Consider the following 21,786-nt stretch of genomic DNA (forward strand, 5'->3'; position numbering starts at 1 on the left):
TCATCCAGCCCGCGCACAGGTCGCACCGGCTTCGCCACCTGGCCCACGGATGCTCACACAACCCGCACACCGGACGGGTGCGGAATCCCCGGAAGAGCGTCGGCGGCCTCCCGTAGGCTTGCGCCTATGGCTTCCCCTGCGCGTCCCCGTCGACAAGTCAACGCCTATCAGCTCATCGCCCTGCTGCTGGCGTTCGTCCTGGTCTCCGGGGTCGGCGGAGTGCTCGGCGCGGGTCTGCTGATCCCCCTCGCGGCGGGCGCCAGCCAGGTGACCGACAGCAGCGTCCAGATCTTCGACGAGCTGCCCGACGAGCTCGAGCCGGGTCCCCTCGCCGAGCTGTCGCGCGTCTACGCCAAGGACGGGACCACGCTGCTCGCGACGTTCTACCAGGAGAACCGCATCGTGGTCCCCCTCGACCAGGTCTCCGAGCACATGAAGAACGCGGTCATCGCGACCGAGGACAAGCGCTTCTACCAGCACGGCGGGATCGACCCCGAGGGGACCATGCGTGCCGCCGTCAGCAACGCGATGGGCAACTCGCAGCAGGGTGGCTCGAGCCTGACCCAGCAGTACGTCAAGAACGTCCTCATCGAGCAGGCCGTCCGCGCCGAGGACCCCATCGCCATGGAGGCGGTCAAGGAGAGCACCATCGAGCGCAAGGCCCGCGAGGCCAAGCTCGCGATCTCGCTCGAGAAGCGCATGACGAAGGACGAGATCCTCCAGGGCTACCTCAACATCGCGCAGTTCGGCGTCCGGGTCTACGGCGTCGAGACCGCCGCACAGCACTACTTCGGCAAGAGCGCCGCCGACCTCAGCATCGTCGAGGCGGCGACCATCGCCGGCGTGACCAACGCTCCTGGCAAGTACGACCCCGTGACCAGCCCGGAGAACTCCGAGAAGCGCCGCAACCTGGTGCTCGGTCGCATGCTCGAGCAGGGCTACATCTCCCAGCAGGAGCACGACGAGGCCGTCGCGACCCCGCTGCCCTCGACGCTCAACATCGTGCCCGTGGAGGTCGGCTGCGTGGCCGCCAAGGGCGCGGCGTTCTTCTGCGACTACGTCACCAAGGTCATCATCTCCAACCCGAGCTTCGGGGAGACCGAGAAGGACCGCAAGGCCCTGCTCTACCGCGGAGGCCTCGACATCACGACGACGCTCGACCCCGCGATGCAGGCCGCGGCCGAGGCGAACGCCCTGGCAGCCGTGCCGACGAACGACCCGAGTGGCATCGAGGACGCGATCGTCTCGATCGAGCCCGGCACCGGGAAGATCCTGGCGATGGCCCAGAACCGACCGTACGACGCCGCCCTGGACCCCGAGCCGGGCACGACGGCGCAGAACTACAGCGCGGACCAGGCTCACGGCTCCTCCCGAGGCTTCTCCCCCGGCTCGACCTGGAAGCCCTTCCTGCTGGCCGAGTGGCTCCGGTCCGGCCACACGCTCAACGAGACGGTGAGCGCGAACAAGCGTGCATGGAACAACACCGACTTCGAGTGGTGCGGCGCGCGGGTGCGCAACGAGGCGACGCCCTGGAGCCCCAGCAACTCCGACGGCAACAACGACCAGGGCAACATCACCGTCCTGCGAGCGACGTACAACTCGATCAACACCGCGTACGCGTCCATGGAGTCGCAGCTGCGTCTGTGCGACGTCAAGTCGACCGCCGAGGCCATCGGCTTCAAGCCGGCCGTCACGGCCGACAAGGAGGCCGGCGTCAAGATGATGCCGTCGATGGTCATCGGCACCCAGGAGTCCTCGCCCCTGCAGATGGCCGCGGCCTACGCCACGTTCGCGAGCGGCGGCACCTACTGCGACCCCATCGCGATCACCCGCATCGTCGACGCGGAGGGCAAGGACCTCGAGGTCCCCTCGGCGAACTGCACGGCCGCGCTCGACCCCGCGGTGGCCAACACCGTGACCTACGCGCTCGAGAACGTCATGACCCAGGGCTCCGGCAAGAAGTCCCAGCTCGAGGGGCGCCCGAGCGCAGGAAAGACCGGCACCGCGAACCTCAACACCCACACCTGGTTCGTCGGCTACACCCCGCAGGTCTCCACCGCCGTCTGGATCGGCAACGCCGAGAAGAACGTCGAGATGCGCAGCAACGGGCGCGGCCGTTTCGTCATCAACGGTGTCGGCAAGCAGTGGTGGTTCGGTTCCGACCTCGCAGCGCCGACCTGGCGTGACTACATGAACACCGTCCTCGCGGGCACCCCCGCCCAGGCCTTCCCGGCGCCCGACCCGAAGATGGTCGGCCAGGTCCAGGCTCCGCCCACCCCCACGACCCCCACGACCCCGCCGAGCGACGGTGCCACCGGTGACGGCAGCACCGGCGGGAACGGTGGCGGCGGGAACGGTGGCGGCGGCAACGGCAACGGTGGCGGCAACGGTGGTGCCGGCAACGGGAACGGGAACGGGAACGGGAACGGCGGCAACGGCGGTGGCGAGACCGGCACGCCGGGCGGGGAGCAGGACTGACCGGGGCCCGCGTGCACCCCGCACTCGTCGGCGTCGGCGCTCTCGCTGCTGCCGGAGCGGGGGCGCTCGCCTACGCCCACCTGGAGACCAAGCTCTTCACGCTGCGTGAGGTCACGGTCCCGGTGCTCCCCCGGGGGGCGGCCGACCTACGGGTCCTTCACTTCTCGGACCTTCACCTGACACCCACGCAGGAGCGCAAGATCGAGTGGATCCGGTCGCTCGCCGCCCTCCGCCCCGACTTCGTGGTCGACACGGGCGACAACATGGCGCACGTGGACTCTCTGGAGCCGCTCCTCGACGCCCTCGAGCCGCTCCTGAGCAGCGCTCCGGGCGCGTTCGTCATGGGGTCGAACGACTACTTCGCCCCCTCGCCGAAGAACCCCGCCCGCTACCTGCTGCCCGACGCGCGGATCTTCCACAAGATCGACCCGCCGCGGCTCCCCGCCGACAAGCTGGCCGCAGCGTTCAGCGCCGCAGGGTGGATCGATCTCACCAACCGCCGCGACGCGATCGACCTCGGTGGCGTGCACGTCGACCTCGTGGGCGTCGACGACCCGCACCTGGACAGGGACGTCTTCCCTGCCGCACGCGAACGAGCGGCGGGCGACGACAGGACGGGCGCTGCGTCGTCGGGCCTGCGGATGGGCGTGGTGCACGCGCCCTACGTGCGCGTCCTCGACCAGATGCACGACGACGGCGCCGACGTGATCCTCGCCGGCCACACCCACGGCGGGCAGCTCTGCGTCCCGTTCTACGGGGCGCTCGTGACCAACTGCGACCTGGACCGCGGACGGGCCAAGGGCCTGCACGGCTGGCCCGGCGCGCGACCGGACGCCCCGGGAGGCGAGGACTCGACCTGGCTCAACGTGTCGGCCGGCGCCGGCACCTCGCCCTACGCACCCTTCCGGTTCGCGTGCCGCCCGGAGGCCACGCTCGTGACGCTCACCGCACGCTGAGGGGCCGGTTTCGTCGCAGGGGCAAACGTCGGCTATCCTAGGCAGGCTCCAGCGCGCAGGTTTGGCGGGACCTTTCGAGGACCCTCCGCAGACGGCTCGCACGGGAGCAATCGGGGTGTGGCGCAGCTTGGTAGCGCGCGTCGTTCGGGACGACGAGGTCGCAGGTTCAAATCCTGTCACCCCGACCAGCACGAAGGCCCGGAGTCCACTGGACTCCGGGCCTTCGTCGTTCCCGCCCTCGCAGCGCCCGCCGAGGGCGACCGTCCACTCCGCCGAGGGTGACCATCTCCTCCGCCGACGGTGACCGTCCACTCCGTCGACGGTGACGGCGCGAGCGGATCTCGCGCGCTCTCCAAGTCCAGGGCGGTGAGCCCGCCCGCGACAGCCCTATGCGGGTCCCCTCTTCCGGTGTCACGATGAGGGTCCTGCACCCCCAGCGTCGGAGGTCGTCGTCATGGCTGAGGAGCCGATCGTCATCGTCGGAGGCGGCCTGGCGGCCGCGAAGGCCGCCGAGTCCCTCCGGACCGAGGGGTACGACGGCGACCTCGTGGTCGTCTCGAGCGAGCCGCACCGACCCTACGAACGCCCGCCGCTCTCGAAGGACTACCTGCGCGGCGAGGCCGAGCGCGACGTCCTCTTCCCGCTCTCCGAGGAGTGGTACGCGGACCAGCACGTCGACCTGCGGACCGCGACACGGGCTGCGGGGATCGACGTCGGCGCGCACTTCCTCACGCTGATCGACGGGACGTCGCTGCCCTACGCGCGCCTGCTCCTCGCGACGGGCTCGACGCCGCGCTCGTTCGCGGTGCCCGGCGCCGACCTCCAGGGAGTGCACTACCTGCGCACGATCGAGCACGCCGACCTGCTCGCCGCGACGCTCGAGGCCTCGGCCCGCGAGGGCGCGGGAAGGCTCGCCGTCGTGGGCGACGGGTGGATCGGGATGGAGGTCGCGGCCTCGGCGCGCAGCCTCGGCCTGGACGTGACGGTCGTGGGGCGCGGCGTGCACCCCCTCGGGCGCGTGCTGGGCCCGCTGCTGGGCGAGATGTACGGGAAGGTCCACGCCGACCACGACGTCCACCTGCACCGCAACGCCCAGGTCGTGGGGATCACGGGCAGCGAGGGGCGGGTCACGGGGCTCGACGTCGCGGACGGTACGCACGTGGCGGCCGACGTCGTCGTGGTCGGCGTGGGCGTGACGCCCAACGTCGGCTTCGCGGAGGCCGCGGGGATCGACCTGCGCGACGCTCGCCTGGGCGGTGGCCTGGCCGTCGACGCGACCCTGCGGACGTCGGCGCCGGACGTGTGGGCGGCCGGTGACATCGCGAGCGTCCCCTCGCCGCGCTACGGCCGCCCCCTGCGGGTCGAGCACTGGGCCGTGGCCCTGGAGACCGGGCCGCACGCGGCCCGCGCCATGCTGGGCTCACGCGAGCCCTACGACAAGCTGCCCTACTTCTACTCGGACCAGTACGACGTGGGCATGGAGTACCTGGGGTTCGTCGAGGACCCGGCCGCGACCGAGGTGGTCGTGAGCGGGTCCCTCGAGAACCACGAGCTCGTCGCGTTCTGGGTGTCGGGCGACCGGGTGCAGGCGGGCATGACGGTCGACGTCTGGGAGCAGATGGGACGCGTCGAGGAGATCGTCCGGGCGACGGGACCGGTCGACCGGGAGGCCCTCGCGGCGTTCCACGGCTGAGCGACCCGCGGCGGCAGCGATCCGCGCCACAGCGGCCCGCGGCGGCAGCGCTCCGCCCACAGCGGCCCGCCGCAGCCCCGCCCGGACGGCCCACCGGCTACGGCACCTCGCGCTGCGCCTGCCCGACGTACTGGCTGAGCGGCCGGATGAGGGCGTTCGCGGACCGCTGCTCGACGACGTGCGCGGTCCAGCCCACGACGCGCGCCGCGACGAACAGGGGCGTGAAGGTGGGGGTGTCGAAACCCATGAGGTGGTAGGCGGGGCCGGTGGGGTAGTCGAGGTTCGGCAGGATGCCCTTGCGCTCGGTCATGGCGGCCTCGAGCGCGTCGTACAGGTCGTCGAGCGCGGTCGCGTCGTCGGTCCCGAGGTGCGCGACGAGGTCGTCGAGGGTCTTCTTCATGGTCGGGACGCGTGAGTCGCCGTGCTTGTAGACGCGGTGGCCGAAGCCCATGATCTTGCGCTTGTCGGCCAGGGCCTCGTCGAGCCAGGCAGCGGCCCGGTCGGCCGTCCCGATCTCCGCGAAGGTCGCCATGACGGCCTCGTTCGCGCCGCCGTGCAGCGCCCCCTTGAGGGCGCCGATCGCGCCCGTGACGGCCGAGTGCAGGTCGGACAGCGTCGAGGTGATGACGCGGGCCGTGAACGTCGAGGCGTTGAACGAGTGCTCGGCGTACAGGATCATCGACACCTCGAAGGCCCGCACGACGCACTCGTCGGGAACCTCTCCGAAGGTCATGTGGAGGAAGTTCTCGGCGTATCCCAGGTCCTCGTCGGGGTCGACGATCTGCTGCCCGCGGCGTCGGCGCTGGTCGAGGGCGACCACGGCGGGCAGCATGGCCCACAGGCGCAGGGCCTTGGCGTGCTCCGCCTCGGGGGACGAGTCCTCGGCGGTCGGGTCGTGCGCGCCGATGACCGAGACCGCGGTGCGGCACACGTCCATGGGGTGGCAGGTCGTGGGGAGCTCGAGGATCGCGTTGCGCACGGCGCCCGGCAGCGCACGGTGTGCGCGCTCGACGGCGGTCTGCTCGGCGAGCTGCTCGGGGGTGGGAAGCTCGCCGTGCCACAGGAGGTAGGCGACCTCCTCGAAGCTCTTGCGCGCGGCGAGCTCCTCCACGGGGTAGCCCCGGTAGAGCAGCGAGTTGGTGTCGGGGTTGACCTTGGAGACCGACGTCGTGTCGACGACGACGCCCGCGAGCCCCTTGCGGATCTCGGGGGCCGGGGCCGCGGCCGTCGGGGTGGTCGCCGGAGTCCCGACGCGGGGGGTGCTGGTGGTCATGTGCTCACTCCTTCGTGATGCGGGGTCGTGCTGCTGCGGGGTGCCGGAACCGGCGAAGGACCCGGCCCTCGCCGGTTCCGACGACCCCGGTCGTCCTACGGCCGGTACGTGAAGATCTCGGTGTCGAAGTGGTTGTAGCCGGCGTAGTCCACCAGCTCGTACAGTCGCGCGCGCGTCTGCATCTCGCCGACCACCCCGTCCTGCGTGCCGGTCTCCCGGATCATGTCCAGCGTGCGCTCCGCAGCCCCCATCGCGCTACGCAGGAGGGTCACGGGGTAGATGACGATCTGCACGCCGGACGCCGCGAGCTGGTCCCGGGTGAACAGCTCGGACTTGCCGAACTCGGTCATGTTGGCGAGCACGGGGACGTCGACCGCGGAGGCCACGGCCTCGAACTCCGCGAGGTCCCGCATGGCCTCGGGGAAGATCGCGTCGGCGCCCGCGTCGACGAGCGCCTTGGCACGGTCGATCGCGGCCGCCAGCCCCGCGGCGCCGTCCAGGCTCGCGCGGACGTCGGTGCGCGCCATGACGAGGAAGTTCGGGTCGCGCCGGGCGTCGACCGCGGCACGGATGCGCTTGGTCGCGGTCTCGAGGTCGACGGTCGCCTTGCCGTCGAGGTGGCCGCAGCGCTTGGGGTTGACCTGGTCCTCGATGTGGCAGCCTGCGACGCCCGCGTCCTCGAGGGTCTGGACGGTGCGCGCGACGTTCATGGGTTCACCGAAGCCGGTGTCGGCGTCGACGAGCGCGGGCAGGTCCGTCATGCGCGCGATCTGTCCCGAACGCGTCGCGACCTCGGTGAGGGTCGTGAGGCCGATGTCCGGCAGTCCCAGGTCCGCCGAGATGACGGCCCCCGAGATGTACACGCCGTCGAAGCCTTTGTCCTGGATGAGACGCGCGGAGAGCGGGTTGAACGCGCCGGGGAGCTGGAGCAGCTCGCCGGCCGCCAGCCGGGCACGGAGCGCGGCCCGCTTGTCCGACGGCGTCGCGTGCGAGTACAGCATCAGTTGCCTCCTGCGGTGGTCGGGTCGGCGGGGGTGGCCGGGTCGGCGGGGTCGGCGGTCGCACCGGGCCCGTCGTCGGTCGCCTCGTGCATGGTCCAGCCCGCGGCGCCCTCGCCGGGACCGGTCTCACCGGGTCCCCCGGCGTCGCTCTCGGGGCTCCCCGGGGTGCCGGACGCACCCGGGTGCGCTGCGCCGTCGGGCTCGCTGCCTGCCGCACCCCCGTGGGGGCGTCCCCGCTCGAAGATGCCCGTGGGCACCGGGACCGACTCCAGGAGCCCGGGGCGCGCGACGATCGAGAGCTCGCGCACCTCGTCGGGCGTGAGCGACGGGAGGCGCTGCGCGAGGTCGAGGAAGCGCTCGATCTCGGCGGGCTCGAGCACGCCGTCGGCGAGCAGCCGGAACTTGGCGACGTACTGTGCGCGAGCGAAGGGGCGTGCGCCGAGCGGGTGCGCGTCGGCGACCGCGATCTCGCGGACGATCCGCCCACCGTCCGCGAGCTCGATCTCGACGCGTCCGCCGAACGCCTTCTCGACGGGGTCGACGGAGTGGTATCGGCGCGTCCACTCGGGGTCCTCGGCCGTGGTGACCTTGCCCCACAGTGCGACGGTGTCGGCGCGCCCGGCGCGCTCGGGCGTGTAGGAGTCGACGTGGTGCCACCCGCCGTCCTGCAGCGCGACCGCGAAGATGTACGGGATGGAGTGGTCGAGCGTCTCGCGCGAGGCGGTCGGGTCGTACTTCTGCGGGTCGTTCGCGCCCGAGCCGATCACGTGGTGCGTGTGGTGGCTCGTGTGGATGACGACGCTCGCGACGTTCTCCGGGTCCGCGAGCCACGGGTGCTCGGCGTGCAGCGCGCGCGCCAGGTCGATGAGCGCCTGCGACTGGTACTCCGCCGAGTGCTCCTTGGTGTAGGTGTCGAGGATCGCGGTCTTGGGCTCCCCGGGCGACGGCAGCACGACGTCGTAGCGTCCCTCCGGACCGTCGAGCAGCCACGCGATGACGCCGTCCTCGCCCTCGTAGATCGGCTCGGGCGAGGTCTGTCCGCGCATCGCCCGGTCCACGGCCTCGACCGCGACCTTGCCCGCGAGGGCGGGCGCGTACGCCTTCCACGTCGAGATCTGCCCCTTGCGGGACTGCCGCGTCGCGGTCGTGGTGTGCAGGGCCTGGCCGATCGCCTGGAAGATCGTGGTGGTGTCGAGCCCGAGCAGGGTCCCGATCCCGGCAGCGGCCGACGGGCCGAGGTGTGCGACGTGGTCGATCTTGTGCGCGTGCAGGCTGATCGCCCGGACCAGGTCCACCTGGATCTCGTAGCCCGTCGCGATGCCGCGCACGAGCGCCGCCCCGTCGCAGCCCGCGTGCTGGGCGACCGCGAGGATCGGCGGGATGTTGTCCCCCGGGTGCGAGTACTCGGCCGCGAGGAACGTGTCGTGGTAGTCGAGCTCGCGGACCGCCACGCCGTTGGCCCACGCTGCCCACTCGGGGCTCGTGCGGGTCGCCAGCGGCGTCCCGAAGACCGTCGCGCCGGGCTGGTACGGATGCGCGAGGGCCTGCCCGCGGGCCGCGACGGCCGGGGCTCGCGTGAGGCTCGCGGCCGCGACGGCCGCGTTGTCGATCACGCGGTTCACGATCATGTCGGCAACCTCGTCGGGCACCTCGACCGGGTCGGTCGCGAGCTCGGCGAGCTTCCACGCGAGCTGGTCGGTGCGGGCGAGGTTCTCCGCGGAGCGGTGGGTGCGCAGGTGGTGGGTCGTGGGCATCGGTGCCTCCGGGAGTCTGGTGCGTTCGTCGGGGTGCGGCGGGCGGGAGCGGGCGGCGGGTCCGGTGCGCCGGCGTCAGGCGGGCGGCGGGTCCTCCTGCTCGCGGAGCGCCTTGGCGGCCAGGGCCGCGCTGCGTTCGATGTGCTCGCGCATCGCGCGCTCGGCCGCGTCCGGGTCACCGCTCGCGATGGCGGACGCGACCGCACGGTGCTCGTCGACGTGGTCGGTCGTCCCGACGCGCTCGCGCGCGGACAGCGAACGGTAGCGGTCGACGTGCCCGCGGATCTGACGCAGCAGCTCGGAGCACCACCGGTTGTCGGCCAGGGCCTCGATCTCGCCGTGGAACTGTGCACCGATGCGCAGCACCTCGTCCTCGTGGTCGCGCACGGCGTCCATGAGGACGACGAGGCGGGCGAGGCGCTCGACGTCGCCGGACTGGGCGCGCTCGCACGCGTCCCGGGCGAGCAGCCCTTCGAGGCGGGCCCGGACGTCGTAGACGCGGTGCAGGTCGGTGACCGCGAGCGGGGCGACGCGTACTCCCCCGGTCGGCTGCTCGACCACGAGGGCCTCGGCCTGGAGCAGTCGCAGGGCTTCACGGACGGGGGTTCGGCTCACGCCGAGCTGGGCCGAGAGGACGGGCTCGGTGAGCCGGGCGTCGGCCGCGAGCGTGCCGTCGATGATGCGGGACCGCAGGAGGTCGTAGACCGCGCGGGCGCCGGACTGTCGACGGACGACGGCGAGCGGCTCGTCGCGGGGCGGGGACGACGTCGTCGGGGCGCTGACCATGCGGCCATCGTGCCACAGGATCTGCGTACTTGTATACAACTATCGGACAAGCGGTAGCCCTCGCCGAGAGACGCGAGCGGCGGTCCCCCGGAGAGGACCCGACGACCTAGCAGCCGTCGGCCGGAAGTTCCGCCCGCGGGGCATCGTCGTCCAGAGGCCGCATGCGCTCGGCCAGCTCGTGGTGCCACACCGCGAGCCCTTCCAGGAGCACCGCGCGCCGTTCGACCCAGGACCCCGCACCCTGACCCGACCAGAGCGGCGGGTAGACGCTCAGGCCCATGTCCGGAGGCAGGTCCTCGACGTCCCGCTCCCAGCCCGGCCACCGAAGGTCCGCGACGTACTCGGCGAGCCCGCCGCTGATCGCCCACTCGGTGAACGCCCCCTGGCCGAACCCCAGGCAGTGCCACTCGAGGGTGTCGGGCGCGAAGTAGTGCACGTCCCCCAGCGGCCCGGGCAGCCCGCCGCCGTTGACGGCGAACGTGCCACCCAGCACGTCGAACGCGACCACGAGACGCTGCGGCGCGACGCTGCCCTCGGCCGGGTCGCCGAGCCCGTTGATGGTGGCGAGGTCCGGAAGGCCGTAGGCGCCGCCGCCGAGGAGTCGCAACCAGCCGTGGTCGATCAGCACGCCCCCCGTGTGGAGCGCAAGCGCTCCCAGGGTCGAGCGGGTCGTGATCTGGAGGCGGTACAGGACCTCGGGGGCCCACTCGGGGGGCGCGAGGACCTCGACGCCCGGTCGCTGGAACATCCGCGCGAGCGTGGGCCAGGCAGGTTCCTCGACCTGCGTGAGATCCACCACCGTCCTGATGCCCATGATCGGGGATCATGCCACGTCGGGCAGTGAATTCCGACACCCTGCGGAGAATCCGTTACCGGATCCGCCCCATGTGCGCATCTTTTCCGGACTTTCCTGGCGCACAAACCCCGGAATTCCGCTGAAAACCACCCGCTGACCGGTCCACCTGACGAGACTAGCGCTGGACGTTCCCGGCCCCGACGCCCTCGGCGTCGAGCTCCGTGACCGACCCGGTCGCGAGAGCCTCGGCGTCGTCGACGCCGCGCGCGACAGGCGGGCGCCGCCCCGAGACGACCGCGTAGCCCAGGCCGACCACGACGGCTCCGCCGACCACGTTGCCCAGCCCGACGAACAGCAGGTTGCGCCCGAACTGGCCCCAGGTCGTGAGCGTCTCGGGGCTGAAGAGGCCGATGCTGAACGTCGTCATGTTCGCGACGACGTGCTCGAACCCCGAGGAGATGAACGCGAAGATCGCCCAGAAGATGATGATCGCCTTGCCGGCCTCCGAGCGCAGGCGCCCGCACGCCCAGATCGCGGCGCAGACCAGGACGTTGCACAGGACGCCGCGGAAGAAGAGCTGGCTGCCGGTCTCGTGCTCCTTGCCCGCGAGCATCGACGCGATCATCTCGCCCGCGGCGGCGTTGGTGTGCAGGATGCCGGACTGCACGACCATCCAGCCGAAGAGCATGGACCCGAGCAGGTTCCCGCCGAAGCAGAACAGCAGCGTCCCGACGGCGGAGCGCACCGGGATCGTCCGGGTCACCGCTCCCTGGGTCAGGATCATCATGGCCGAGGTGCTGAGCTCGGCCCCCGCGAAGACGACGAGGGTCAGCGCGACCGCGAACACACCGCCGGCGACGAGCCGCTCGGCCGGGGCTCCTGCGGCGAGGAACGGGCCGGCGGTGGCGACCATGAGGACCACACCGACGCCGATGTAGGCGCCCGCGAGCATCGCGGCCACGAGGTAGCGCCACGGGTGTCGGGTGCCCTCGACCTTGGCCCGAGCTGCACGGGACTGCTCGGTCAGGTTCTCGGAGAGGCTCAGCACCCTCTCATGATCCACCCCTTCCATCTATGCGACAGGACGGGGTCGCCAGATGGAACGGGTGGTCTCAGCCCGTGCCCCGTCAGCTCCCCGAGCAGGCGCGCAGGAGGTCACGGAAGGTCGGGACCCCTTCCTTCACCTGGGCCTGGTCGATCGTGCCGACGAAGCCGTCCGCCACGACGCCGTCACGCGCCCGCTACCCGAACGTGAACGTGAAGACCTGCATGCCCGCGGGCACGTCGAGCTCGACCGTCCCCTCGCTCGGTGCGCCCCCCTCCAGCACGGGGTACAGGGTCGGGTTCCCCGAGACGTCGATCTCGCGCCGTTCGACGACCTTCCCCGTCGTGTCACGGACCGTGGCCGTCACCGTGCCCTCGCCGCCCAGGACGCTGAACACGTCGGTGCCCCGGTAGGCGAGACGTACGCGGGCGCCGTCGGACACCGCGGTGGCGCCCTGGAAGTCGACGTCCCACGTCCCGCCGAGCGAGAACGTGTCGGGCGCCTGGTCGTCGGTGAGCGTGAACGCCTGCTCGCCCGCCGCGTAGCGCGGCTCGCCCGCGTAGTTGCCCACCTTGCCCACCGAGAAGTACGTCTCGGGGGTCGTCGCCCCGTCGGGGGTCCCGTCCTCGACGGAGGTCGCGCCGGGCAGGCGCACACCGGGGTTCGCGTCCGCGAGGAGCTCACGGATCAGGCCCTCGGTGTCCTCGTAGCCCCCCTCGCCGAACCGGATGTGCCGCACGGTCCCGTCGGCGTCGACCAGGTACTGCGCAGGCCAGTAGCGGTTCCGGTACGCGGTCCACGTCGCGTACGAGTTGTCCTGCGCGACCGGGTACGTGACACCCAGGTCCTTGGCGCCAGCGACGACGTTGCGCGTCTCGCGCTCGAACGCGAACTCGGGCGTGTGCACCCCGATGACCTCGAACCCCTCGCCCACGTCCATGTACTGCTCGTACCAGGCGTCGACGTGCGGGATCGCGCGCTGGCAGTTGATGCAGGAGTACGCCCAGAAGTCGACGAGGACGACCTTGCCCCGCAGGTCGTCGAGCGCGAGCGGCTGGTCGCCGGGGGTGTTGAACCACGTGTCGATCCCGCGCAGCGCGGGGGCCGGGCCGCAGTCCTCGAGCTCGGGCGCACCGTTCGAGCAGTTCGACAGCTCACGGTTCTCGTCCGTGACGATCCCGCCGAGGTCGAGCGCCTCGCGCACCGTCCCGGACGCGTCGACGCGCTCCTGGAGGCTGCCCGTGTAGTCGGGCAGCGCGCGCTGGAGGTACGCGGGCAGGTTGAACGCGAGGCCGACGGCGAGCGCGATCATGACCACGCCACCGGCCACACGGATCCCGCGCGTGTGGCGCTGGAACGCCTTGACCCGCTCGGCCACCCGACGTCCCGCGAGGGCGAAGACCAGCAGCGGGATCGCGGCGCCGACCGCGAACGACACCGTGAGCGCGACCGTCTCCGGCCCGATGTTCCCCGTCGCGCCCGCGACCGTGATCGCCGCGAGGACCGGCCCCGCGCAGGGCACGTACAGGACCCCGAGTCCCAGACCCAGCACGAACGCCCCGCGGTCCTGGCTGCGGGCACCACGCCGCGAACCGAGCGCTGCGATCTTCTGGAACGGCCGCTCGAGGACCTCCTCGAACCGGGGCACGATCATGCCCACGCCGATGACGGCGAGCAGCGTCAGCCCCACCCAGCGCAGCAGGTCCTGCGGGAGCCCGAGCGCCCCGAGGAGCAGCGAGCCGAGCAGCGTGAAGACGCTGAAGCTCACGACGAGTCCGGCGATCACGAGGTAGGGCCGCCACGAGCGGCGAGCGCCCCGGCTGCCGGTGCCGTCGCGCCCCTTCCCCGCCCGACGGCGCCGCTCACCGTCCGTGGGTGGCACCCCCTGCCCCGTGGTCGGGTCCGACGCGCCGCCCGGCACCGCGTCACCCGCCGGGCGGACGGCCGTGACGACCTGCCCGCGCGCACCGACCTGGACCGCACCGGGGACGCCGGCGAACAGCGAGGCGGTCGGGGTGCCCGACCCGTCCCCCGCCGAGGGCGACGGGTCCGCGGTGGCCGCGGCGCCGTCGGGCACGGGGACGGGCGCGGTGGCTGCGGTGCCACGGGCGCCCTGCACGCCGCCCGCGAAGAAGATCACGGGGAGCATCGGGAGGATGCACGGCGAGATGCCGGTGATGAGGCCACCGAGCAGGCCGATGAGCACGAGGGTTTCCATGGCCGAGGTTCGGCGCGACGACCCGGGCGGATGGGTCGGCGATCTCCTCGGACGTCCGACCCATCCGCCCCGCCACCGGCTCCGAACCTCGTGCGAGACGCCCCGCACCTGACGGGGCGACGACAACGAGGAGAGACCGATGAACGTTCGAACCCGTTCGTACGCCGTGGCCGGCGTCGCCGCCCTGGCGATCCTGGGCCTGACCGCCTGCAGCTCCGACTCGGACTCCGGCTCCGGGAGCGACTCGTCGAGCGCGTCGGAGATGACGACGCCGTCCGACGACATGTCGCAGGAGTCCATGACCCCCGAGGTCGACCCCGCGGCGAACCTCGTCGGCCCCGGCTGTGCGGCCTACGCCGAGCAGGTCCCCGACGGTGCAGGCTCCGTGACCGGCATGTCGACCGACCCGGTCGCCGTCGCCGCGTCCAACAACCCGCTGCTCACGACCCTCACCGCTGCGGTGAGCGGGCAGCTCAACCCCGACGTGAACCTGGTCGACACGCTCAACGGCGGCGAGTTCACGGTGTTCGCGCCGGTCGACGACGCGTTCGCCAAGATCGACCCGGCGACCATCGACAGCCTCAAGACCGACTCCGACACGCTGACCAAGATCCTCACGTACCACGTGGTGCCCGGCCAGCTCACCCCGGACCAGGTCGTCGGCGAGCACGCGACCGTCGAGGGCGGGACGGTGACCGTCACCGGCTCGGGCGACGACCTCATGGTCAACGACGCCAAGGTGATCTGCGGCGGCGTCATGACGCAGAACGCCACGGTCTACCTCATCGACACGGTCCTCATGCCGACGATGTGACCCCGACGCCGGCCGCCGCGGTTGTCCCCGTGCCGCGGCGGTCGGCTCTCAGCGGCCTGCGGGCCGCGCACGGGGACGACGAGCGAGGAGCCGACAGCACCGGACGGGATGCCCGGAGCTGTCGGCTCCTCTTCGTGCCCACCTCTCGGCGGTGGGCCCGGCTCACCTCAGCGGCTCAGGCGTTCGCCCGCCGACGTGCCCAGATGATGCCCGCTCCGCCGCCGACGAGCAGCAGCGCCAGGAAGGCGGCACCGCCCACGGTCGCGCCGGTCGCCGCGAGCGACGGGCCGGCCGGCTTCTCCGCGCTCACCGGGGTCGCGGGACCCTCGAGAGGGCCGGTCGCGGCCAGGATGCGCGGGTTCGCGCACGCCGCCGTGGCCTCGGGGTAGCTGACGGTCGTCGACCAGCCCGGGTTGACCTCGAACAGGACCTGGACGCCCGATCGGGTCCACGCGTAGTTGCCGTCGGTCTCGGTGTAGGTGCCGTCGGCCTGACGCTCCCAACCGGGCCACGAGAGCGGCTCGGTCGCCGAGGCGCCGGGCCACAGGAGCGTGCCGTCGAGCGGCAGGCCCTCGACCGTGTAGTCCTCGCCCTCACCGGGGTTGAGGAACGTGATGCTCAACGGGCGGTCGCTGTCGGCGACGTAGCCCTCGGGCAGGAACACCTCGTAGCCGAGGTAGGGGGTGTCGGCCTCGCAGACCGCGCCGATCTCTCCCGGGACCAGGGCGCAGTCGACCGCGGTCGCGTCGATCGTGAACGTCGCGGACGAGCCGTCCTCGGCGAGGGCGTACCCCTCGACGGCGGCCAGCGTGCGCCCGGCGGCCGGGCGGGCCACCACGGTGTCACCCGAACGCTCGTAGGTGATCTCGTCGGTGCTCGCCGGGAGGTCGACGTCCTGGCCCTCGGCGGTGCACACGTCACCGACGGTCGGCACGACCGGGGTCACGGGAGTCAGCGGCACCTCCGGGGCGGGCTTCGACGGGCGCGGCGGGGTCGTCTCCTGGTCGCATGCCGGCACCTCGACGAGGTCGCCCAGGTCGTGGTGCTTCGAGTCGATCAGGACGCCGCCCAGGGCCGACGTCGGCGGGGTGATGGTCTCGGGCCAGGTGAACGGGCCCTTGGGCTTGACCCTGTCCTGCTGGACGGCCCAGCCGTCGCCGCAGACCTCTGCGGGCAGGTCGGTCGGGAACGTGGTGTACCACTCGTTCCCCGGCCGGTGGTCGACGAGGGTCTGCGGACCGGAGTTCGTCCACGAGGCGGGCTTCGTGGGGTCGGTCTTCTCGTAGACGTAGAGGCCGACCTCCTTCCCGGGCTTCGGGGTAGACGGGCCGGTGCAGGCCTCGGTCGTGCCGTCGTCGCTGAAGTCGTACCGCTTGCCGTCCGAGGCCTTGACGACGACCTCCCACGAGTGGCCGACGGTCGTGTCAGGGAACGTGTAGGTCGTCGTCCAGGAACGCTTGAAGGACTCGTCCTTCACGACCTTTCCGTCGACCTTCACGACGACGGAGTTGGCGTTGTCGGAGTAGGCCCGCAGGTCGACCGCGAGACCGGAGCAGTCCGCGGTGACGCGGGGGGTGTGTGCGGAGGCGGGGGCCGCGGTGGCGACCAGTCCGCCGAGCGCGAGCAGCGCGGCAGCGCCGCTCGCCAGGAGCTTCTTCACGGGTGGTGGATTCCTTCCGGGGTGATGTCGGAGCGCCTTCGCACGACGACACAGGTGGGAACGTGTCGTATTGCATCACCAATACCCAGAATTTTACAAACCCTGGCATATATCCGGAATCGGACCAAGGAATTACCCGAGAGCGGGTATTTCGCGGCCCTTTTTCGACGGACCTTTATCCGGTGTCGAGTATCAGGTCTCGAGCACGACGAGCGGATCGCTCGTGGGCTGCGGAGAACCGCCCGCCGGCTCGAGGGTCACCGCGACACCTGCGCTCCCGGCGGCCTCGACGAGCAGGGCCGCCGACCCGTCACGTGCGTCGAAGACCCCCGCCGAGACCATCTCCTCGCCCTCGACGAGCCAGAGCTGGTAGTCCTCCGCCGTGCCCGCCTGCGGCAGGTCGGTGACGGAGAAGAGCACACGGTCCCCCGAGACGAGCGCGCTCGCGTCCCCGCCCCCCACCATCTCCCCGCGCACGATCTCGGCGGTCGGGTCGGCCAGCATCGAGGCGACCGCGTCTGCCTGCGTCTGGAGGCGGACCTGCTCCTGCCGAGCCTGGATCGCGATCGTCGTCGGGACCGCGACGGCCACGACCGCCGCGGCGGCCACCGCGACTACGGCCCACCTCCCGCGCGGGCGCCGCGCCGTGCCCGGACGCGCACCGTCCCCCGTGCCGCCCGTACCCGTGCCCCGGGGAGTCTCGGCGACCTGCGGGACGGACGCGATGCTCCCGAGCACGCGTTCGCGCAGCGCCGCGGGCGGCGGGGCGTCCACCGTGAACGTCGCGACCACCGCGCGGTGCTCGTCGAGCTCGCGACGAGCCTCGGGGTCGGCGGCCAGCAACCGCTCGACCAGGCGGCGGTCCAGGTCGTCGACCGCGTCGAGCGCATAGGCAGCGAGCAGATCGCGTGGGTCGTCCGGCCCGCCCGGGCCGTCCTGCGCGTCGGGGCCGACCGGGCCCTGGGGGGCGGCGGGCGGGCGCCCGGTGTCGTCAGCCACGGTTCACCCCCAGGCAGTCGCGCAGACGCAGGAGCCCGTCGCGGATCCTCGACTTCACGGTCGGCACGGCTGCGCCGAGCTCCACGGCCACCTCCCGGTACGTCAGCCCACCGAAGTACGCACGCACGACGGCGTCGCGCTGGGTCTGCGTCAGGCTCCCCAGGCACTGGCGCACCGCAGCGGACTCGAGCAGCTGCTCGACCTCCTCCGCCACCACGTCGTGCCCGCCGCCGGCCAGACGGCCGTCGACGTCCTTCTGGTCCCGGACCCGGCGGGACTGCTCGGACCGCACCCGGTCCACCGCACGCCGTCGGGCCATCGTGACCACCCACGTGCGCGCCGACCCCCTGGAGGCGTCGAAGCGCACCGCTGTCTGCCACACCTCGATCATCACCTCCTGGGTCACCTCCGCCGCATGGTCGTTGTCGCGCAGCACGCCGAGGGCCGTGCCGTACACGGCCGGGGCCAACGCGTCGTACACCGGCGCGAACGCGTCCGGGTCGCCCCCGGCGCACGCGGCGAGCGCGGCATCGAGAGCGTCGGGCTCGCTCGTCCTCACAGGTGGCACCCGCCCAGTCTGCCCCAGGCCCGCCGCCGCGGCGCACCGGCGGACCACCCGCGGTGCGTAGCCTCCCTCGACGGCCGAGGCACCAGTGGTTCGTCGCCGACGGGCGAGCGGATGGGTCCCGCCGGACACCTCTCGGCACCCGCTACCCTCGCGGGGTGACCGAGACGCCGCCAAGACCCCGGACCCAGCCCGTCTACCTGGTGGTCGCTGGACTCTTCGTCGTCCTGGTCGTCCTGGCGCTCTGGGCGCTGAACCGCCCGGGCAACGCCGCCACCATCCCGGCCCCGCTCTCCGACGAGGAGGCCGTCGCCGCCCTCGAGAAGGAGGTGGCGGCGCTCGACGGTGTCGAGTCGGTCGAGATCGCGACGACCGAGACGGACGAGCCCGGCTTCGACGTCCCGGTGCTGCGGCTCGTCATGACGATCGACCTCGAGAGCTTCACCGGCCCCCAGGCCTCGCAGGACACCGCGGACAGGGCGCGCACCGCTCTCCTCGACGCGGGGATCCGAGGCTTCCACGAGACCTGGGTCGTCGACGAGGTCCCCGGGACCGGCTCGACGCTGCGCGTCGGGACGGACGGCACCGGGGCGTACTCGGTCGCCGCCGGCGTCGGGCTGCTCGACGCCGGGGCCACCTCGGTCCTGGCCGACGCGACGACCACGGCCGTGACCGTCCGCGCGCCGGAGAACCTCCTGACGATCGCCGAGGCCGCCCAGGACCTCGGGCACGGGATCGTCTCGCTCTCGACCGACGACTCCCGTGCCCGGTACTTCGGCGGCCACTACCTCACGCCCCCGCCCCTGCCCGCCGTCGCGCTCCTTGCCGAGGCTGCCGCGCGCGACGAGGTCACCGAGGTCTCGTACGACGCAGGACCCTCGATCGAGGAGGGCACTGCGGGCGACGGCGACGACGACGCCCCGCTCCTGACGGTCCGCGTCGACGGCGACCCGGCACCCACCGCCGCCTGGCTGCGCGCCTCGGGCCAGGCCGAGCTGCTCGGACGCCCGATCAAGTTCGTGGTCGACGGCGAGGGGACGTCCCCGACGGGCTGGGTGAGCGACCTCGAACCGGCCGGGCCCGACCCGGCGATCGCGGTGCAGGACGCGGTGGATGCCGCGGCCGCCGCAGCCGACGGGATCCCTGCCTGCACCGGCCCCGACCTCACCCCGGAGCTCGTCGGTTTCGACGACGCCGCCGGGTCGCGCTTCGCGATCCTGCGCGCGACGAACGCCTCGGGGGCCTCCTGCGCGGTGGACGGTCGTCCCGAGCTGAGCTTCCTCCGGGCCTCGGGCACGGAGCCCGAGGTCACGCTCGAGCCGTACCTGGACGGCGGCAGCTCCGTCCGGCTCGTCGTCCTCCCCGGCCAGGCCGTCGAGTCCCTGGTCCGGTGGGGCGCCATGTCCACGGCCGACGACCCGGACGTGACCACGAGCTTCCTCGTCAAGACCGTGGTCGGCGCCGACGCCGTCCATCTGCCCGTGACCTCCCACCCGGGCGGGGAGGGCGGCGTCGACGTCCTCGGTGGGGCGACCGTGGAGGTCGGCTCCTGGACCACCCCGAGCGGCACGGCGCCCTGACCCCGGCACAGCACGACGACGGCCGCCCTCCCCGGGGGAAGAGCGGCCGTCGTCGACGTGGGTGCTGCGGCTCAGAGCGCTCGGCGCGCCCGCACCGACTCGGCGAGCTCGCCGAGGAGCTCGGCCGTCGTGTCCCAGTCGATGCACTTGTCCGTCACGGACTGCCCGTACACGAGCCCGCTCGGGGCAGGCGCCTGCGCCCCGGCAACGATGAAGCTCTCCATCATGAGGCCCGTGATGCCGGCCTCACCCTCGGCGACCCGCGCAGCGACCTCGCGCACGACCTCGGCCTGACGCACGTGGTCCTTGCCCGAGTTTCCGTGGCTCGCGTCGATGACCAGTCCGTGCTCGACGGCCCCACCCAAGCCCGAGGACGCGGCCACGCGCAGGGCGGACGCGACGTCGTCGGGGCCGTAGTTGGGGCCGCTGCGGCCACCGCGCAGGATGATGTGGCAGTCCGGGTTGCCCGCGGTCTCCACGGCGGCCGCGCGGCCCGCGCCGTCCGTGCCGAAGAACGTGTGCTCGCTCGCGGCGGTGATGCAGCCGTCGACAGCGATCTGGATGTCGCCGTCGGTCGCGTTCTTGAAGCCGACCGGCATCGACAGGCCCGACGCGAGCTGGCGGTGCACCTGGCTCTCGACGTTGCGCGCACCGATCGCGCCCCACGACACGGCGTCGGCGATGTACTGCGGGCTCGTCGGCTCGAGGAACTCGGTCGCCGCGGGGACCCCCGCATCGAGGACGCCGAGGAGCACCTCGCGCGCCAGGTGCAGGCCGCGGTTGACGTCGTGCGACCCGTCGAGGTCGGGGTCGTTGATGAGCCCCTTCCAGCCGACCGTCGTGCGCGGCTTCTCGAAGTACACGCGCATGACGATCGCGAGGTCCTCGGACAGCTCCTTCGCCACGGCCGCGAGGCGGTGCGCGTAGTCGAGCGCCGCCTCCGGGTCGTGGACCGAGCACGGTCCGACGATGACGAGCAGACGGTCGTCGTCACCGGCGAGGACGTCACGGATCTCGCGGCGCGACTGGGTCACCAGGTCACCGCGAGCCGTACCGAGCGGCAGCTCCGCGAGCATGTCGACGGGGGCGGGCAGAGGGTCGAGGGCGCGGATGCGCAGGTCGCTCGTGGGCGCCTGCAGCTCGTACTCGGGGTGAGAGGTCACGCGTTCCATGGTGTCACCTGCACCGGCGGGTGACGTGCCCGTCTCGTGGTGACGTTCGTCGGTCTCCGGCGAGACGGCGGTCGAGGTCGTGGCGGTCATGCGAGGGCTCCTGATCTGAAGGTGACTCAGACGGAGCCGTGCGGCCTGCTCTGTGTCCGGAGTCGGCCCGTCTGAATGACGAAGGGCCCGGACGCGGTCTGCGTCCAAGGCCCTGTGCTGGCTCCGGGGAAGGTTGGTCAGGCGAACGCCCGCTCGGCCCCTCCAGGAGCCAGCGTAAAGCGCCAATACCAACGAACCGTGTTCACCCGACGACCGTAGCACAGGGGTTTCGGGGCACCGGCGGGCCGTCTCACTCCCCGGGCGTCGAGGTGTCGCACGCGTGCCGGCACCAGCGAGGGCCGAGGCCTCGCTGGTTCCGGCACGTCCCTCGCCGGCCACCGGTCTACGCTCGATCCCATGCCGATCCCCGAGTTCGTCGCCGCCCTCAGGTCCTGCGTCGGGACCGACCTCCTGTGGATGCCGGGGGTGTCGGGCGTCGTGATCGACGACGACGGCCGCCTGCTCCTGGGGCGGCGCGCCGACACCGGGCAGTGGGCGATCGTCAGCGGGATCCTCGAACCGGGCGAGGACCCCGCCGTCGGGCTCGCCCGCGAGATCCTGGAGGAGACCGGTGTCGCGGTCCACGTCGACGCCCTGACAGGGGTCACGGTGACGCCGCCCGTCGAGTACCCGAACGGCGACCGGTCGCAGTACCTCGACCTGTGCTTCCTGTGCCGCCCGGTCTCCCCCGCCGCCGCGGCCGAGGCCCACGTCGCGGACGACGAGTCGCTCGCCGTCGCGTGGTTCTCGCCCGACGACCTGCCGGGGGACCTCGCCGCGTCGACGAGCGAGCGCCTCGGCCACACGCTGGGCTACCTCACGGACCCGACCGCCGGGCCGTTCTTCGTCCGGTAGCCGTGCGAGGTAGACCCGTGTGCGTGAGGTAGACCCCCGAGGGGTCTACCC

16 protein-coding genes, 1 tRNA gene and 1 pseudogene are annotated in these 21,786 nt (G+C 72.3%); 7 read left to right on the forward strand and 11 right to left on the reverse strand.

What is annotated here, in order from left to right; genetic code table 11:
• Positions 1-126 precede the first annotated feature (126 nt).
• The 4 genes from ACFVQ3_RS12865 to ACFVQ3_RS12880 all read left to right on the forward strand — a co-directional run bounded on the left by ACFVQ3_RS12865 (position 127) and on the right by ACFVQ3_RS12880 (position 5,127).
• On the forward strand, positions 127-2,478 hold the full coding sequence (locus tag ACFVQ3_RS12865) for a transglycosylase domain-containing protein (protein WP_387639515.1): 2,352 nt from the start codon (positions 127-129) through the stop codon (positions 2,476-2,478).
• An 11-nt stretch (positions 2,479-2,489) separates the two neighbouring features.
• Positions 2,490-3,434, forward strand: a complete 945-nt coding sequence (locus tag ACFVQ3_RS12870; RefSeq protein ID WP_387639517.1) for a metallophosphoesterase — start codon at positions 2,490-2,492, stop codon at positions 3,432-3,434.
• 111 nt (positions 3,435-3,545) lie between these two features.
• Positions 3,546-3,622: transfer RNA gene (locus ACFVQ3_RS12875), tRNA-Pro, on the forward strand.
• A 266-nt stretch (positions 3,623-3,888) separates the two neighbouring features.
• Positions 3,889-5,127 (forward strand): NAD(P)/FAD-dependent oxidoreductase, encoded by a 1,239-nt coding sequence (locus ACFVQ3_RS12880; protein ID WP_387639520.1) that lies wholly within the window; start codon positions 3,889-3,891, stop codon positions 5,125-5,127.
• 97 nt (positions 5,128-5,224) lie between these two features.
• Here the strand turns inward: ACFVQ3_RS12880 and ACFVQ3_RS12885 are convergent, their stop codons facing one another.
• From ACFVQ3_RS12885 to ACFVQ3_RS12915, 7 genes and pseudogenes are all read right to left on the reverse strand, one after another.
• On the reverse strand, positions 5,225-6,400 hold the full coding sequence (locus ACFVQ3_RS12885) for a bifunctional 2-methylcitrate synthase/citrate synthase (RefSeq protein ID WP_387639523.1): 1,176 nt from the start codon (positions 6,398-6,400) through the stop codon (positions 5,225-5,227).
• 95 nt (positions 6,401-6,495) lie between these two features.
• Positions 6,496-7,401, reverse strand: coding sequence for a methylisocitrate lyase (gene prpB, locus ACFVQ3_RS12890; RefSeq protein WP_387639526.1), 906 nt, complete (start codon positions 7,399-7,401; stop codon positions 6,496-6,498).
• 239 nt (positions 7,402-7,640) lie between these two features.
• Positions 7,641-9,155 (reverse strand): annotated as a pseudogene (locus ACFVQ3_RS12895) (MmgE/PrpD family protein); the annotation flags it as partial.
• A 75-nt stretch (positions 9,156-9,230) separates the two neighbouring features.
• Positions 9,231-9,941 (reverse strand): GntR family transcriptional regulator, encoded by a 711-nt coding sequence (locus ACFVQ3_RS12900; protein WP_387639529.1) that lies wholly within the window; start codon positions 9,939-9,941, stop codon positions 9,231-9,233.
• A 106-nt stretch (positions 9,942-10,047) separates the two neighbouring features.
• On the reverse strand, positions 10,048-10,755 hold the full coding sequence (locus ACFVQ3_RS12905) for a DUF2625 family protein (RefSeq protein WP_387639532.1): 708 nt from the start codon (positions 10,753-10,755) through the stop codon (positions 10,048-10,050).
• Between the two features lie 157 nt (positions 10,756-10,912).
• Positions 10,913-11,785, reverse strand: coding sequence for a formate/nitrite transporter family protein (locus ACFVQ3_RS12910; RefSeq protein ID WP_387639535.1), 873 nt, complete (start codon positions 11,783-11,785; stop codon positions 10,913-10,915).
• A 193-nt stretch (positions 11,786-11,978) separates the two neighbouring features.
• Positions 11,979-14,000 carry a cytochrome c biogenesis protein DipZ gene (locus tag ACFVQ3_RS12915; protein WP_387639538.1) on the reverse strand — a complete coding sequence of 674 codons (2,022 nt, stop codon included), beginning with the start codon at positions 13,998-14,000 and terminating at the stop codon, positions 11,979-11,981.
• 139 nt (positions 14,001-14,139) lie between these two features.
• On the opposite strand from ACFVQ3_RS12915, the gene ACFVQ3_RS12920 reads away from it, so the two are divergent.
• Positions 14,140-14,814: a fasciclin domain-containing protein gene (locus ACFVQ3_RS12920; RefSeq protein WP_387639540.1), complete on the forward strand. Its 675-nt coding sequence runs from the start codon at positions 14,140-14,142 to the stop codon at positions 14,812-14,814.
• Between the two features lie 175 nt (positions 14,815-14,989).
• On the opposite strand, the gene ACFVQ3_RS12925 is transcribed toward ACFVQ3_RS12920, so the two are convergent.
• The 3 genes from ACFVQ3_RS12925 to sigK all read right to left on the reverse strand — a co-directional run bounded on the left by ACFVQ3_RS12925 (position 14,990) and on the right by sigK (position 18,041).
• Positions 14,990-16,474, reverse strand: a complete 1,485-nt coding sequence (locus tag ACFVQ3_RS12925) for a hypothetical protein (RefSeq protein ID WP_387639543.1) — start codon at positions 16,472-16,474, stop codon at positions 14,990-14,992.
• Between the two features lie 192 nt (positions 16,475-16,666).
• Positions 16,667-17,473 (reverse strand): anti-sigma factor domain-containing protein, encoded by an 807-nt coding sequence (locus ACFVQ3_RS12930; RefSeq protein WP_387639546.1) that lies wholly within the window; start codon positions 17,471-17,473, stop codon positions 16,667-16,669.
• On the reverse strand, positions 17,466-18,041 hold the full coding sequence (sigK, locus tag ACFVQ3_RS12935; RefSeq protein WP_387639549.1) for an ECF RNA polymerase sigma factor SigK: 576 nt from the start codon (positions 18,039-18,041) through the stop codon (positions 17,466-17,468). The genes ACFVQ3_RS12930 and sigK overlap by 8 nt, the downstream gene beginning before the upstream one ends.
• A gap of 155 nt (positions 18,042-18,196) precedes the next feature.
• On the opposite strand from sigK, the gene ACFVQ3_RS12940 reads away from it, so the two are divergent.
• Entirely contained in the window at positions 18,197-19,618 is a 1,422-nt protein-coding gene (locus tag ACFVQ3_RS12940; RefSeq protein ID WP_387639552.1) for a DUF4232 domain-containing protein, read from the forward strand.
• A gap of 71 nt (positions 19,619-19,689) precedes the next feature.
• Here ACFVQ3_RS12940 and ACFVQ3_RS12945 read toward each other — a convergent pair whose 3' ends face one another.
• Positions 19,690-20,790: a 3-deoxy-7-phosphoheptulonate synthase gene (locus ACFVQ3_RS12945; protein ID WP_387639571.1), complete on the reverse strand. Its 1,101-nt coding sequence runs from the start codon at positions 20,788-20,790 to the stop codon at positions 19,690-19,692.
• 447 nt (positions 20,791-21,237) lie between these two features.
• Here ACFVQ3_RS12945 and ACFVQ3_RS12950 point away from each other — a divergent pair, with 447 nt between their 5' ends.
• Positions 21,238-21,735 (forward strand): NUDIX domain-containing protein, encoded by a 498-nt coding sequence (locus ACFVQ3_RS12950; protein ID WP_387639555.1) that lies wholly within the window; start codon positions 21,238-21,240, stop codon positions 21,733-21,735.
• The last annotated feature ends 51 nt before the right edge of the window (positions 21,736-21,786 follow it).

Source organism: Oerskovia sp. NPDC057915, assembly GCF_042887685.1.
Lineage (GTDB): Bacteria > Actinomycetota > Actinomycetes > Actinomycetales > Cellulomonadaceae > Oerskovia.

What these genes read in the sequence shown, in the direction of transcription:
- ACFVQ3_RS12865 (WP_387639515.1), top strand. Translation starts at nt 127, where the DNA reads ATGGCTTCCCCTGCGCGTCCCCGTCGACAAGTCAACGCCTATCAGCTC.
- ACFVQ3_RS12880 (WP_387639520.1), top strand. Translation starts at nt 3,889, where the DNA reads ATGGCTGAGGAGCCGATCGTCATCGTCGGAGGCGGCCTGGCGGCCGCG.
- ACFVQ3_RS12885 (WP_387639523.1), bottom strand. Translation starts at nt 6,400, where the DNA reads ATGACCACCAGCACCCCCCGCGTCGGGACTCCGGCGACCACCCCGACG.
- prpB (WP_387639526.1), bottom strand. Translation starts at nt 7,401, where the DNA reads ATGCTGTACTCGCACGCGACGCCGTCGGACAAGCGGGCCGCGCTCCGT.
- ACFVQ3_RS12900 (WP_387639529.1), bottom strand. Translation starts at nt 9,941, where the DNA reads ATGGTCAGCGCCCCGACGACGTCGTCCCCGCCCCGCGACGAGCCGCTC.
- ACFVQ3_RS12905 (WP_387639532.1), bottom strand. Translation starts at nt 10,755, where the DNA reads ATGGGCATCAGGACGGTGGTGGATCTCACGCAGGTCGAGGAACCTGCC.
- ACFVQ3_RS12915 (WP_387639538.1), bottom strand. Translation starts at nt 14,000, where the DNA reads ATGGAAACCCTCGTGCTCATCGGCCTGCTCGGTGGCCTCATCACCGGC.
- ACFVQ3_RS12920 (WP_387639540.1), top strand. Translation starts at nt 14,140, where the DNA reads ATGAACGTTCGAACCCGTTCGTACGCCGTGGCCGGCGTCGCCGCCCTG.
- ACFVQ3_RS12945 (WP_387639571.1), bottom strand. Translation starts at nt 20,790, where the DNA reads ATGGAACGCGTGACCTCTCACCCCGAGTACGAGCTGCAGGCGCCCACG.
- ACFVQ3_RS12950 (WP_387639555.1), top strand. Translation starts at nt 21,238, where the DNA reads ATGCCGATCCCCGAGTTCGTCGCCGCCCTCAGGTCCTGCGTCGGGACC.